The sequence below is a fragment of the uncultured Dokdonia sp. genome (genome assembly GCF_947492535.1).
Taxonomy (GTDB): domain Bacteria; phylum Bacteroidota; class Bacteroidia; order Flavobacteriales; family Flavobacteriaceae; genus Dokdonia.
In genome coordinates, this window is record NZ_CANLNH010000004.1 from 152479 (window position 1) to 166051 (window position 13573).

Below are 13573 nucleotides of genomic sequence, written 5' to 3' on the forward strand. Positions count from 1 at the left end.
TAGACTTGAAACTTTTAAACCAGTTCCTCTTTAAGCCAGTCGTATCCTTTTTCTTCAAGCTCGTGAGCAAGTTCTTTGCCTCCTGTCTTTACAATCTTACCATCCATAAGTACGTGTACAACATCTGGTACGATATAATCTAATAGTCTTTGATAGTGAGTAATTACTAGGACAGCGTTATCTTCACTACGTAATTTGTTTACACCATTTGCTACAATGCGTAGTGCATCGATATCAAGACCAGAATCTGTTTCATCAAGGATCGCCAACTTAGGTTCAAGCATAGCCATTTGAAAAATCTCATTACGCTTTTTCTCTCCTCCAGAAAATCCTACATTAAGAGATCTAGATAAAAACTTACGATCTATTTCAAGAAGCTCTGATTTTTCACGTATCATTTTAAGCATATCACTAGCAGGCATATCTTCTAGTCCTTTTGCTTTACGTGTTTGATTGATAGCCGTTTTGATAAAGTTTGTAACGGTTACCCCAGGAATTTCAACAGGATACTGAAAAGATAAAAACACACCTTCATGTGCACGTTCTTCAGGATCCATTTCTAGAATAGACTCTCCATTAAGAAAGATATCACCATCAGTAACTTCATATTCTTCTTTTCCTGCTATAACAGAAGATAATGTACTTTTTCCAGAACCATTAGGCCCCATAATAGCATGTACTTCTCCAGCTTTAATCTCAAGATTGATTCCTTTTAGGATATCTTTTTCTTCTATACCTGCGTGCAGGTCTTTTACTGTTAACATAGTGTTTTTTATTACTTTTTGTTTCAGGCTGTTATTTTCCTGTTTCTATTTTAATAGGCTCATTTCCTTTAGAGGGGAGCACTTCAATAATCTCTTTGATAGTTACAATCTCATCCCAAACATCACTACCTTCTGGTTTAGGGTGTATTTCTCCTTTTATAACTACAGGTACCATATCAAATTTGTCTTTTTGTTTGTCAGAGACTTGTTTGATTAGTTTTTCAGTCATTTCATCTAAAGAAACACCATAGATAAAATTCTTACCCATAATAACACCTGCGCCGTCTACAAATAGAAATTCTCCTTCTATTGTTTTAAGGGATTCATCAGTGTTTAAGTTACCAGCTACTACGGTATCAGATTCTTTAGAGGAATCTTCTGTCTTAGTTTCATTTTTACAGCTTATGATACTTACTGCTAAAACAAATAAAATGGCTATTTTTTTCATAGGGATATTAGTTTAGTGCTTTAGGAGCTACAGGCATTTTTACAAAGTCTGCAGGCTCGTGTTGTATATATACTTTAGCGTTTTTTGCTTTCGCGAAAGCTTCAAAATTAGCAATCGCAGTTTTACTTTGATCAAGATCATGATTAAATACAGGAATTACTTTCCCATCTCGATTTTCTTGAAAATGATACATATCTCCAGATAACAACGTGGGTCCATTTTCTGGTAAATCAATAAAAAGTACTTGATGACCCGGCGTATGACCTGGCATTGATTTTATAATGACACTACCATCTCCAAATACATCACGATCTCCTGAAAGTTCGATGACATTGGTAAGTTCTTTAAAAGAATCTGGCGCATAAAAACCGTTTCCTTTTATTTCTTCACCTATAGCAAAATTATATTCAGGTTTTTGTACAAGCCATTTTGATGCAGCAAAATGATTTGCAGCACCAGTATGGTCAAAATGGATATGAGAAAATGCGATGTAGTCTATATCTTCTTTTTTAACTCCTATAGAGGCTAATTGATTTAATATAGAATCTTTTCTAGAAATTGTAAAAGCTCCATCAGGAGTTGTATATGGCTCTTGACCTACAAGACCTTCTGGTAAACCTGTATCCCATAATAAAACACCTTTTGGATGTTTTATTACATAAAAAGCATCAACTAGCTTTTTAGATTCTCCTTTATACGTTTCTCCTTGAGCAAAAAGGTTTAAATTATTTGCTCCAACAGACCCTCCGTTAAATGTATATAACGCAACTGCTGGTTTTGCAGGAGTTTTAGTTTCTTCCTGAGATTGTTTGTTTTCTACAGAAGATTCCTTACAAGACATCATAGCTAATACAACAGCTACTAATGTGATAATCTTTTTCATGACTTTCTAAATGGTTATAGATTTTGATTATCCTACACTTCCTTCTAAACTAATTTCTAGTAATTTTTGAGCCTCTACTGCAAACTCCATAGGAAGTTTATTAAGTACTTCTTTACTAAAACCATTTACAATCAATGCGATTGCCTTTTCTGTATCAATACCACGCTGATTACAGTAAAAAATTTGATCTTCTCCAATTTTACTAGTGGTAGCCTCATGCTCAATTTGCGCAGATTTGTTTTTTGCTTCTATATAAGGAAATGTATGTGCACCACATGCATTCCCCATTAGTAAACTATCACATTGTGAAAAGTTACGCGCATTATCTGCATTGGCATTTATTTTTACCAATCCACGATATGAGTTTTGTGATTTTCCAGCAGAAATACCTTTGGAAATAATAGTACTCTTAGTGTTTTTTCCTAAGTGTATCATTTTTGTTCCTGTATCTGCTTGTTGGTAATTATTAGTTACCGCTATAGAATAAAATTCTCCTATAGAATTATCTCCTTTAAGAACACAGCTAGGGTATTTCCAAGTAACTGCACTTCCGGTTTCCACTTGAGTCCAAGAGATTTTTGCGTTTTTCTCGCAAAGACCACGCTTTGTTACAAAGTTAAAAACGCCTCCTTTTCCTTCGCTATTTCCAGGATACCAGTTTTGTACAGTTGAATATTTGATTTCTGCATCATCAAGAGCAATCAACTCAACAACGGCTGCATGTAATTGATTTTCATCACGACTTGGAGCTGTACAGCCTTCTAAGTAACTTACATAACTTCCTTTATCTGCAATTACTAAGGTACGCTCAAACTGACCTGTCCCTGCTTGATTAATTCTAAAATAAGTAGAAAGTTCCATTGGGCAACGTACGCCTTTTGGGATATAACAGAAAGATCCATCTGAAAATACAGCACTGTTTAAAGCGGCGTAAAAATTATCTTTCTGAGGTACAATAGTACCAATGTATTTTTTAACGAGTTCAGGATGTTCCTTAATAGCCTCAGAGATACTCATAAAAATAATTCCCTTTTTAGCAAGGGTATCTTTAAAGGTAGTGGCTACAGAAACAGAATCTACAACCACATCCATGGCTACGTTTGCAAGTTTCTTTTGCTCATCAATAGAGATTCCTAATTTCTTAAAAGTCTCTAGTAATTCTGGATCTACTTCATCTAAGCTGTCATACTTAGGTTTTGAGTTTGGAGCCGAATAATAAGAAATAGCTTGAAAATCAGGTTTTTCATAATTGACATTTGCCCATTCTGGCTCTTCCATTTTAGTCCAGTGACGAAACGCCTCAAGGCGCCATTGCGTCATCCATTCTGGTTCTTCTTTTTTCTTTGAGATTGCTATAACAATATCTTCGTTAAGCCCTACAGGGAATGTTTCAGAATCAATATCGGTATAAAAACCGTATTCGTATTCTTTAGTTTTAAGTTCCTCCCTTAAATCGTCTTCAGTATATGCCATTTTTTTTTTGCTATGACTGATTTAAAAAATCAATCTATGTACGTTTTTAAATAATAGATCTAATAGGGCTTAGGAGAACAAAAAGGTGGTGCGTTTATCTCTAAACTGTTTCATTCTCCCGTTGGCCCATTAGTTTTATTATAATGAAAAACTTTCTCCGCATCCACAGGTACGCTGTGCATTCGGATTGTTAAATACAAATCCTTTACCATTAAGCCCTCCACTATATTCTAGGGTGGTGCCAATGAGATATAAAAAACTACGCTTGTCTACAATTAAGCGTACATCATTATCTTCAAAAACCTTATCGTCGTCAGCTTGTGATTTATCAAAATGTAAATCATATGATAAACCTGAGCATCCACCGCTTTTTACACCTACTCTTACGTAGTCTGTAGCAATGTCATACCCGTCATCTTTCATAAGACCGGCGATTTTTGTTTTAGCTTCTTGTGTTACTTTAATCATAATGATTCTAAATAATATGCAAATATACGCGATAAGTAGCTTTTTTCAATAGAACCTAACATTATTCTAACATATACTATGATAGGGTTTTTCTATTATGAAATAATTAGAAAAGTTTAGATAGGATTAAATGTGCTTCCAACACGTACATTACATTTTTTAAATCTTTATTTTTTAATAAAACGATGTATAGTTTCTGTTTGTATTCCTTGTAGTTTTAAAAAGTACATACCTGTAGCAAGGCTTTCTACGTCAATTGTGGTATTAAAAGTATTTTGAGACACAACACTACCTGTCATAGTCATAATTTGATAGGACTGTATACGCTCTATATGTTCTCCTGTAATAGTAAGTTTATCGGAGGAAGGATTAGGAAATAACTCAATGAAAACTTGATCAAACTCTTCTGTGCTTAAAAAAGCATTGTTATAAAAAATACGATCTCCATTTGCATCGGTAAGGATTAAACGCCTTCCTTGTCCTTCTTCTATGATTTCATAAGAAAACGTTTTGTTTTCTAGTTGTGTTGTAAATGCAGAATCAAAAGCATTTAAACTTTCTACACCACAATCCATAGCAAGTTGTCCAAGGTAACTGATAGAAATAGTAGGTGTTCCAAAATAATCAAAAGCAGAATAAGCACCTGCACCTCCATAAAAACAAATGTAATCTTGAATTAAACCTTCTCCTTCATCAAAATGACTAATTGTAAAATCATTAAGTTGCTCTGCTTGTTGTGGAGGATAATTTTGAGCAATTCCATCTATTTCAAAATAATCTAAATACCAAGGTTCTTGTGTGAGGTTTTGAGGGGGATTTTGATTAATAGTACTATAAATAGCTTGGTCTCCATTGCCTTTTGTAAGTATGAGTTGTGTAAATTCTAAAAAATCGTCATTTATACTATAAGAAAAATCTTGGTTCTCTGGAATACTTAAAAAATTAAAATAAGCCATTTCAAAATCAATTTCTTCTTGTGTTTCACAGAAAACAAGTGTATGGGAAAAATCAATAATGTTTAGTACCGTATCAGTAGCCCCCATCATTCCTATAAAGCTATTGCAAATTCCTATACCCATATGTTCGCTTACAGGATCTCCAACAGAAAGAGACAATGTAGGGTATCCGTCTTGAAACTCTTCGTTAGGAATAGGGACAGTATTTCCTTCAATGGTAAGTTCGGTTAAAAACCAAGTTCGATTTAAATCTTCTTGAGCATTAAGAAATACCGAAAATAATAGGAAAAATAGAATGTAATTTGATTTCATAATGATGAATGTGTAAACTAAAAATACTAATTTATAGCTGGTTCTTGTTTTTTTAATATGTTAAAAATTAAGTTGTACCCTATAAAATTCATATTTGCTATGGTTTATATCCTATATGTATACGCTTTCGCGAAAGCGTATAATCGCAGCATTACATTATTGTTTCATAAATCCTATATTATCTAATATAATTACTCCTTTTGGCGTTTTGTCAAAAATAAAATCGATTCTTTGAATGGTTGATATATCAAACGAAGGGTTTAGTGAACGAATCTCTTCAAGAGGGTAAGAAAATGTCTGAAATATGGTCTCAGATTGATCCTCATTTGTGATAAATTGAGATTTTAATATCCTTACTTTTAACTTTCGCTGTAAGGCTGAAAAACGACTTAAAGGGAATTGAATAAATTCTCCAGACGCATCTGTTATTCTTATTGAAAAGTCAATAGGTTCTTTAGGTGTGTCATCTTCCTCTTTCTCTTCAGAATTGCTTTCATCACTTTCAGAAGTTTCCTCTTTCTCTTCATCTTCTTCGATTGTATCCTCTTCATTAGTATTTGAATTGACCCATTTCCCACTAGACTTTGGATTTGAATCTTCTGTAGATTCTGCCATCGAAAAGGTAAGTACATTTGTACTATCAATTGTTTTTAAGGTATTAGGGATTTGTATAGTATACCTAGCTTTAATAGTGTCATGAATAGGATCTCCTTCTTCTAAATCATCATAATGCCATCCTAGATAAGCGGCACGACTTCCTTTTTTGCGCCATTTAAGTTTGATTTCTTGTTCTCTCCAAACAGATAAACGTTCTGAAGTAAGTGTAATACTGTCTTTTGTTGCCGTATTTACATAGAAATCTTCATCAAATGAAGCCAAGACTTGAAAACTAGCATCTTCATATTGGTTTAAGTAAATGGTTTCTGGGAGCCAGTCTTTTCCTTTTCTAGCATCTGTAAACAATGGAAGATATGTTTTGTCGTCTTTAAGAGTGGTTTCTAAGAAAGCACTTATATATATTTCTGCTATTTTTCGTTGATCTTCTCCTGATAATAAAGGCTTATTATTTAAAAATTTTGTAAAAACACCTATGTCATTATCTCCCCAACTCGTATTAAACTGCCCATGATTAGCTCCTTGAACATACAGTCCTGATTTAAAGTAATGAGTACTATCGGAAAAAGAAATGCGTTCGTATTGTTGAGATCCTGCAAAAGAAGTGACATCACTATCTTGAGAACCATGTATGGTAAAATAATTAATATCCTTAAGTGAGGTGCGTGCATCTCCAGGTTCATATTGTCCATCTACGGGTGCAATCGCTATAATAGATTGAATGTCATAGTTATAGTCTAATGAAATAGTAGCGTCGTCATAATAATACGGCATCTTGTTGAGTAATGCTGCATGTGCCACAGCTTCTCCGCCACGAGAGTGGCCTATGAGCGCTAATTTTGTAGTGTCTACTTTATTATAAAATTGACTATTTGTATCTGCATTCCATTCATGCCAAACACGTAAATGTTCTAGAAGCATCCATCCGCGGGCATCGTTTTCTTCATCTAAACCACCAGTAACATCAGTAAAAGAGCTGTTCAGAAAGTTTTCATCTACCGAGACAAATATGATTCCGCGAGAAGCAAGCAATTCTCCAAGATACCCATAACCAACATCCGAAAAATCTTGCATCATATGATTGCCGTGTACTGTAAGTACTAATGGAAAAGGACCATCACCTTCAGGATACCAAGCATATCCATTTACAGGTAATGCTTTCGCATCAAATCCCCAAAACGTTTCTCTATACCAACCACTAAACCCTTTCCAATTATCAAGAAAAGGAACTCCATTTACACTGTCTGTTTTGATCGTAATCCCATCGGCAAATTCAGGCCTATGTTTATCCGTGCCACTACCATAGGTAAGTGTTTTTACGTTATATGTTCCTTTTTCTGCTGGAGATGGTGCTTGTATATTTTGAATATCATCACTATTCTGAGAAGCCGCATTTATAATAGGTTTTACATCAAAGCCTACAGGAATATACCCTATTAACGCGCCAATGAATCCTCCTAATCCTATACACAATCCAAGTATCGTGACTGCTTTTTTAGGAGTCGTCAACTTTTTAAATGACCCTTTAAATAAGACAGCAATAGCTGCCCCAAGTAACGATATAATAACGATGGCTGCTATTACATAAATACCTTCAAATGCCAAAGTAAAAAAAAGGAGTATGATTGAGATAGGTAAAGCTCGTTTATACCCTTTAGGGATTTTATTTAATTTTTTTAAAACCCATAACCCAAGAAGTATAGCTAGAATAAAGAGTAGACCAAAACCAATAAAAAGGAGTAATAACCAGGAATCTTTAGCTTGAATGGTTGTCCAAATAGCATACCATAAGAAAAGGAGGATAGCACTTATAAATAGTGCCCTTGTAGCTCCTTTTGTGGCCGTAGTTCCAGGTGTGATTTTAGCTAATTGGGCATACGTCCACCTCTTAAGTTTCTTAAATAATCGTATCATGAGTTGTTAGTTAGTATCTTAAAGATACCTTAATTTTCTAACTTTATTTTGAGTTTTCTATACAAGGGCGTACTTTTCAAAAAAAATAACAATCCGTTGAAAAAGATTTTACGTTACTCTTTTGGTATATGCATGTTTATGGCTCAAATGAGTTATGGACAAACAGACTCCATTCCTTCACAAAAACTAGATACGATATTTATACAATCTTCTCGTATTAACAGTACCCTTAAAAAGTTACCTGCTTCGGTATCTGTATATCAAGCAACTCCAGATGATGCTACCAGACAACAGCTTTCTTTGCAGGAATTTACACAACAAAGTCCAGGGCTGTTTGCACAAAACACAAATAACTTTGCACAAGACTTACGAATTTCTATACGTGGTTTTGGTGCGAGAGCTGCCTTTGGAATACGTGGGATAAAGTTAATTGTAGATGGAATTCCAGAAACCACTCCAGATGGTCAAGGGCAATTAGATAATCTTACCTTAGGAATTATAGATCGTATCGAAATAATAAAAGGACCTAGCTCCAGTTTATACGGGAATGCATCGGGTGGTGTGATTGATATTCAAACGATAGATAAGGTTGAGAAGCCTTTTTCTAATTGGAAAGGAAGTGTAGGTTCTTACGGGTTTCAAAACTTTCAAGCAACAGGCGGCATCAATTCAGAAAATGCTACCTATATATTTCATGGAAATTATGTGGCTTCCGATGGCTATCGAGATCAAAGTGGATTCAAACAAGTAAATACCAATTTTAAAGCAAAATTTGATATCAGTGATCGCCTTACCATAAAAGCACTACTTAATTATAGTGATTCTCCCGAAGCAGATGATCCTGGAAGCTTAACCTTAGAAGCCGTTCAAGAAAATAGAAGACAAGCCAGAGATCGTAATATACTCTTTGAAACAGGAGAAGCCATACGTCAGTTTAAAGTAGGCATCAGTACCACGTGGACTAAAAATAAATTTACAACCGTAGATGGTTATTTGTTTTATAACAACAGGCAGTTTGATGGGAAGTTGCCTTTTGAGTTTGGGGGTATTGTAGATTTAGGACGAGATTACTTAGGACAAGGCGCTTCGATCACATACTCAAAAGGACGTAATACGGTAAAAGCGGGCTATGATTTTGGATATCAAAATGACAACAGGCAACGTTTCAGAAACCTAGAAGGAACACAAGGAGATCAAACCTTAGATCAGAAAGAACGATTTACAAATGTAGGTGTGTATGTGACAGATCACTTTGCAATAGATCAATGGTATTTCACAGGCGGAATACGCTTCGACTATAATAAACTCACAGCAGATGATGCCTTTTTAAGCAACGGAGACGATTCAGGCGATATTACATTAAATGCTGTAAATCCTAGTATTGGGGTGAATTATGCTTTCGCGAAAGCGCATAGCGTCTATACCAACTTTTCTACAAGTTTTGAAACACCAGCATTATCAGAACTCTCAGCAAATCCAAATGGAGATCAGGGGTTTAATGAGGATTTAGAAGCGCAAAAAGCCTCTAATTATGAGGTTGGTTTTAAAGGACAGTTTGCAAATAGATTTCGATACCAAATAGCATTTTTCCGAATAGATACCCGCGATGACTTAGTGCCTTTTGAACTGGAAGCCTTTCCAGATCGTACATTTTTTAGAAATGCAGGAAGAACAGAACGTAATGGAGTTGAGGTGGAAGGTATATACGCTTTCGCGAAAGCATGGACAATTTCGGCAGCCTACACCTATTCTGATTTTACATACGATGATTTCACAACACCTAATGGAACCTTTGATGGAAATGTATTACCTGGAATTCCAGAGCATCTAGGAAATATAGGCATACAATACCGTTCTGAAAAAGGGTTTTACGCAGGAATTCAAGTTAATATTGTAGGATTGCAATATGCAAATGATAGTAATGATACAGAAGTAGAAGGGTATGAAAATATAAGCCTGCGTGGCGGGTATGATTTCAATTATAAAAATGTAACCATACAACCATATATTGGAGTAAATAACCTACTTGATCAAGAGTATACAGATAACGTACGTATCAATGCCTTTGGAGGTCGCTTTTTTGAACCTGCACCAGGTTTTAATGGATATGGTGGAGTCGTTATAAAAATTTAAATCACAAATCACTCTTTTGTAGGGGTATTAAAACGTCAATAGATTCGATGTGATACTTGGTATAAACATCACTTTCTTGAGAGCGTTATAAGATTGTATAGTATCTTTGAGTTTTATGACAGATATACAATTATATGTAATTGCCAGCGTAGGCGCTATGATCGCTGGAGGTATTAATACATTGGCAGGGAATGGAAGTGCGATCACACTTACGATTCTTACAGAATTATTAGGGTTGCCACCTAATCTAGCAAACGGAACCAATCGTATCGGTGTTTTTACGCAAACGAGTGTTGCAGCAGGCGTTTTTTATAAAAACGGGAAGCTTAATCCGATACATGTAAAAAAATATTTATGGCCTATTTTTATAGGTGCCATCGCGGGGGGTGTTCTTGCACTTAATGTAAGCAATGAGCAGTTTAGAGCGGTATTCCGTTTTATGATGGTATTTATGCTGATTGCTGTCTTAGTAAAACCTAAACGATGGTTGCGAAAAACAGATTCAGAGTATAAACCGAATATGTTTATATGGATTCCAGCCTTATTTGCTATCGGATTTTATGGTGGTTTTATCCAGATGGGCATGGGCGTGTTTTTCCTTATTATTATGGTATTAGGAATGAAAGTAAACATTATCGAGAGTAATGCCTTTAAGGGTCTGGTCATAGGTTCATACACGCTGGTTGTACTAGCTATGTTTCATTTCCAAGGATTGGTGGACTGGAAAATAGGAAGTATTCTCGCGATAGGACAAACCATAGGTGGCTATCTAACTGCTCGATTTGCGAGTAAAAATAAATGGGCAGATCAAATAGCTTATTATGTACTTATTGTTGTTTTACTAGCTGCTATAGGAAAGCTGTTTTTTACGTAAGTTATAGATTATTTTCCTTTTTTAAATCAAAAGTTATATGGTATTAAAAAATAGTTTACGGTCTATACTCTTGGTAAGTATCTGTTTGACTATTTGTTCTTGTAACTATCATAAAGGACAGGCAGGATTTGATTATGGAACAAAAAATGACTCAGCCTTATTTTATTTTCATAAAGGATGGGAGCATATTATGGATAAAGGACAATGGACCTTATCTGAAGCGGCATTTAGGAAAGCAATTTCTTATGATCCTGATTTTTTAATAGGGCACAGTTTAGTGGGGAGAATAAGTAACGATCTAGAGGAACGCTTAGTCATTAAAGAATTGCTAACATCTAGAAAAGAAACCTTAACAGCAGAAGAACGATTATTGCTAGATATATACTTGCTAAATATTGAGATTATGAATGCGCGATCGCAATCTCCAGAGAAGATAGGAACTATTATAAAAGACTTTCGTGCGTTGTCTGAAGAGAATTACAGAACATTTGTTCATAGTTTTCCAAAAGAAAGTTATATCAAAGCAGAATATATAGAAGTGTTGCATGCTAAGTATGGAGCGCAACAAGCATTGGATTCATTACATGTTCTTGCATCACAAAAAGAGCTAGACGAACTTCCTTTCTTTAAAAGTTATAGTGCTTCTCTTGAGGCAGAATTAGGCAATTATATACAAGCATTGTCGTATGCAAACCAAGTATTAGAGATGTCAAAAGGAGAAACTATTGCCAACCCTCAGGTGGTTTTTGCAGATGTGTATTTTAAAATGGATAGTCTACAGCTTGCTCAAAAATACATAGATAAGGCAGTAGCATTAGATCCAAAGCATATCATTGCTCAGGGATTAAAAACTACTATTGAGAAAAGTATAAACGAATAACTTTCTAAAACTCAGCAAAGCGTCTGTCTTCTATAAAATCATTGTCTGTCAATGTTTTTAGAAAAGCAATAAGCTGTCCTTTTTCTTCTGCAGTAATGTCAAGTCCCAATGTACCATCAGGACGTCTAAACTGATCGTCTAATGTTGGACTATCTACCATACCATCGGTATAAAAATCAAGTACATTTTCTAGTGTTCCTAAGCGACCATCGTGCATATAGGGAAAGGTGATTTCTATATTACGTAGACTAGGAACTTTGAACTTACGGTTATCATCTGGTAACCCAGTAACACGTTCGCGTCCTATGTCATTGTACTGTGGATCTATGGGAAGTCCGTTATTACGGTAGGATTGATCTGTTTGCAAAGTGCCTGCATGACAGGAAGCACATTTAGCATCAAATATAGCCATACCTGCGTTTTCTTCATCGGTAAAAGTGACTGACTCTCCACGTTCTAATTTGTCAAACTTAGAATTGGCACTTACCATCATGACCATAAATTGAGATAAGGCTTTAAACAATCTATCGGCATTTACGCCTTCAGACCCAAAAGCTTCAGCAAATAACGTAGGATAGTCATCGTCTGCACTCAATTTTGAAATCACATTAGACACCGTTTCATTCATTTCTACTTCAGCTGTAATAGGAATGATAGGTTGTGTGTCTAGGAATGTAGCGGCCCCGTCCCACGTGAACTCATTCATAAACGCTAGATTATGTAAAGGTTGCGCATTACGTGTTCCTATTTGTCCATCTACGCCATGACTTGTAATATGCGTATGATGTGTAAATGAAAAAGATTGGATATGACAAAACCCACAAGAAACGACTCCATCTGAAGCTAATTGCCCATCATAGAACAACTTTTTTCCTAATTCAAATCCTTTTTCGGTAGGAGGATTTTGCGCGATACTATAGGTAGCATCAGGAAAATTAGACGGTACCGTAAAATCCAATAATGGATTTGTGACTGTCATTGGCGTATCATCATCTGTAGGTGTTATTGCATCACCATCACTAGAGTCTGAACTACAGCTCCAGCAGAAAAGGATAAGAATAAAATAGTGTGCTATTTTCATTACTCTGAAATACTAAAAGCGGTACTTGTATTTTCTGCGATTTTTGGCGCATTTACAGGATCAACCATGATCTCATTTTTTTCTTCTAAAGAGAGTGTATGGACACTATCAAAGATTTTAGCAACATCAAACTGAATTGTTTTTGAAGCTGTGTTTTCACTGTTTATTCCAAACTCGTTAAGCATAAGTGTTATTTCCTTGTAGTTGTCAAGGTTTGCTCCATGACTTCCTACATGGTATAAGAACGGAGTTTCGTTGGTAGGATCTGTAGCATTTGCGTAGCCTCCTTCAAATTTTAAAAACTTATATCCAGCAGACCACGTCCACAACATACCTGCTTCTTCAGCTAGGGGAATAAAATTTAATGTCCCAGATTCAATAGGGTATTTTGTTGGATCAACTCCAAAACCAAATTTAATTCCTTTATACGTATCGGCAGGAATATTAGAAAGATTTGCTGTTTTGCTTCCATCCTCATTAATTAAGAAATAACTGTCTTCTACAGGGTAGATGTACTCGGTGTTATCTGTTTTGATTAATGTAATGTTGGAGATAATATATTTTAATTCATTTACGGTATACGTCTCATCACTACTATTTGTATAGGTAGTTGGAGCCATATCTAAGGAAGTACCATTTACGGTATTTTCGAATACTAAATTAAGATTCCCTGGGTCTTGAACTATAGTGCCAGGATCGTCATTATTATTACATGCGGTAAGTAGGATAGCAACTCCTACTATAAGTGCAAAAAATCTTCTCATATCAATGT

12 protein-coding genes are annotated in these 13573 nt (G+C 35.3%); 3 read left to right on the plus strand and 9 right to left on the minus strand.

The genetic code is table 11. From position 1 onward, the window contains the following. Positions 1-14: 14 nt before the first annotated feature. The 7 genes from sufC to Q1A60_RS07030 all read right to left on the minus strand — a co-directional run bounded on the left by sufC (position 15) and on the right by Q1A60_RS07030 (position 7833). Positions 15-764 carry a Fe-S cluster assembly ATPase SufC gene (sufC, locus tag Q1A60_RS07000; protein ID WP_299764128.1) on the minus strand — a complete coding sequence of 250 codons (750 nt, stop codon included), beginning with the start codon at positions 762-764 and terminating at the stop codon, positions 15-17. A 31-nt stretch (positions 765-795) separates the two neighbouring features. Further along, entirely contained in the window at positions 796-1212 is a 417-nt protein-coding gene (locus Q1A60_RS07005; protein WP_299764126.1) for a hypothetical protein, read from the minus strand. A 7-nt stretch (positions 1213-1219) separates the two neighbouring features. Continuing rightward, on the minus strand, positions 1220-2095 hold the full coding sequence (locus tag Q1A60_RS07010) for an N-acyl homoserine lactonase family protein (protein WP_299764124.1): 876 nt from the start codon (positions 2093-2095) through the stop codon (positions 1220-1222). 27 nt (positions 2096-2122) lie between these two features. After that, the gene (sufB, locus tag Q1A60_RS07015; protein ID WP_299764122.1) at positions 2123-3568 is read right to left on the minus strand and encodes a Fe-S cluster assembly protein SufB; all 1446 of its coding nucleotides are present in this window, start codon (positions 3566-3568) and stop codon (positions 2123-2125) included. A 138-nt stretch (positions 3569-3706) separates the two neighbouring features. Continuing rightward, positions 3707-4036, minus strand: a complete 330-nt coding sequence (locus Q1A60_RS07020; protein ID WP_299764120.1) for an iron-sulfur cluster assembly accessory protein — start codon at positions 4034-4036, stop codon at positions 3707-3709. 167 nt (positions 4037-4203) lie between these two features. Next, on the minus strand, positions 4204-5304 hold the full coding sequence (locus Q1A60_RS07025; RefSeq protein ID WP_299764118.1) for a T9SS type A sorting domain-containing protein: 1101 nt from the start codon (positions 5302-5304) through the stop codon (positions 4204-4206). A 156-nt stretch (positions 5305-5460) separates the two neighbouring features. Then, positions 5461-7833 carry a hypothetical protein gene (locus Q1A60_RS07030; RefSeq protein ID WP_299764117.1) on the minus strand — a complete coding sequence of 791 codons (2373 nt, stop codon included), beginning with the start codon at positions 7831-7833 and terminating at the stop codon, positions 5461-5463. 96 nt (positions 7834-7929) lie between these two features. Here Q1A60_RS07030 and Q1A60_RS07035 point away from each other — a divergent pair, with 96 nt between their 5' ends. The 3 genes from Q1A60_RS07035 (at position 7930) to Q1A60_RS07045 (ending at position 11720) form a co-directional block, all read left to right on the plus strand. After that, entirely contained in the window at positions 7930-9966 is a 2037-nt protein-coding gene (locus Q1A60_RS07035; protein ID WP_299764116.1) for a TonB-dependent receptor, read from the plus strand. Between the two features lie 115 nt (positions 9967-10081). Continuing rightward, positions 10082-10840: a sulfite exporter TauE/SafE family protein gene (locus Q1A60_RS07040; RefSeq protein WP_299764114.1), complete on the plus strand. Its 759-nt coding sequence runs from the start codon at positions 10082-10084 to the stop codon at positions 10838-10840. Between the two features lie 37 nt (positions 10841-10877). Continuing rightward, a complete protein-coding gene (locus tag Q1A60_RS07045; RefSeq protein WP_299764112.1) occupies positions 10878-11720 on the plus strand; it encodes a hypothetical protein in 843 nt (280 codons plus the stop codon). A 4-nt stretch (positions 11721-11724) separates the two neighbouring features. Here Q1A60_RS07045 and Q1A60_RS07050 read toward each other — a convergent pair whose 3' ends face one another. Next, the gene (locus tag Q1A60_RS07050) at positions 11725-12801 is read right to left on the minus strand and encodes a cytochrome c peroxidase (RefSeq protein WP_299764110.1); all 1077 of its coding nucleotides are present in this window, start codon (positions 12799-12801) and stop codon (positions 11725-11727) included. After that, positions 12801-13565 (minus strand): MbnP family protein, encoded by a 765-nt coding sequence (locus Q1A60_RS07055; protein WP_299764109.1) that lies wholly within the window; start codon positions 13563-13565, stop codon positions 12801-12803. Before Q1A60_RS07055 ends, Q1A60_RS07050 begins: the two co-directional genes overlap by 1 nt. Between the last annotated feature and the right edge of the window lie 8 nt (positions 13566-13573).

Coding starts and splice junctions, on each gene's coding strand:
- sufC (WP_299764128.1), bottom strand. CDS start 764: ATGTTAACAGTAAAAGACCTGCACGCAGGTATAGAAGAAAAAGATATC.
- Q1A60_RS07005 (WP_299764126.1), bottom strand. CDS start 1,212: ATGAAAAAAATAGCCATTTTATTTGTTTTAGCAGTAAGTATCATAAGC.
- Q1A60_RS07010 (WP_299764124.1), bottom strand. CDS start 2,095: ATGAAAAAGATTATCACATTAGTAGCTGTTGTATTAGCTATGATGTCT.
- sufB (WP_299764122.1), bottom strand. CDS start 3,568: ATGGCATATACTGAAGACGATTTAAGGGAGGAACTTAAAACTAAAGAA.
- Q1A60_RS07020 (WP_299764120.1), bottom strand. CDS start 4,036: ATGATTAAAGTAACACAAGAAGCTAAAACAAAAATCGCCGGTCTTATG.
- Q1A60_RS07025 (WP_299764118.1), bottom strand. CDS start 5,304: ATGAAATCAAATTACATTCTATTTTTCCTATTATTTTCGGTATTTCTT.
- Q1A60_RS07030 (WP_299764117.1), bottom strand. CDS start 7,833: ATGATACGATTATTTAAGAAACTTAAGAGGTGGACGTATGCCCAATTA.
- Q1A60_RS07040 (WP_299764114.1), top strand. CDS start 10,082: ATGACAGATATACAATTATATGTAATTGCCAGCGTAGGCGCTATGATC.
- Q1A60_RS07045 (WP_299764112.1), top strand. CDS start 10,878: ATGGTATTAAAAAATAGTTTACGGTCTATACTCTTGGTAAGTATCTGT.
- Q1A60_RS07050 (WP_299764110.1), bottom strand. CDS start 12,801: ATGAAAATAGCACACTATTTTATTCTTATCCTTTTCTGCTGGAGCTGT.
- Q1A60_RS07055 (WP_299764109.1), bottom strand. CDS start 13,565: ATGAGAAGATTTTTTGCACTTATAGTAGGAGTTGCTATCCTACTTACC.